General features: G+C 65.3%; 1 pseudogene. It reads right to left on the bottom strand.

Going from position 1 to position 366, the window contains the following annotated elements:
- A pseudogene (locus EN804_RS35170) lies at positions 1-366 on the bottom strand (membrane-bound PQQ-dependent dehydrogenase, glucose/quinate/shikimate family); the annotation flags it as partial.

Genomic DNA, 366 nt, shown 5'->3' with positions numbered 1-366 from the left:
CCAGGGTCGAAGGCCCAGCGAAGCGCGCCCGTCACCACATCGAAACCGCGCATCACACCGCCGGGCATATCGACCTGAACGTTGTCGGCGATACGGCCGCCGACAACGACAGTCGTGCCGGCAAGCGTAGGTGCGGAGGTCAACACATATTGCGGGTCCGGCGCATCGCCGAGACCGATCTTCAGGTCGACGCGGCCATTGGTGCCGAAATCAGGGCAAAACGCGCCGGTGTCGGCATCGAGCGCTATCAGTTCCGCATTAATGGTGTTCATAAGAATGCGGCGCTGGCAAAGCGCGCCCTCGGCCACCACCGCCGGGGTAACCGGCGTGGAGCCCGGTGCGGTCGGCTGCTTCAGCGGCGCCTTG

It is taken from the genome of Mesorhizobium sp. M8A.F.Ca.ET.161.01.1.1 (assembly GCF_004792105.1).
In the GTDB taxonomy this organism is placed as follows: Bacteria; Pseudomonadota; Alphaproteobacteria; order Rhizobiales; family Rhizobiaceae; genus Mesorhizobium.
This window is presented reverse-complemented; position numbering and strand designations above follow the sequence as displayed.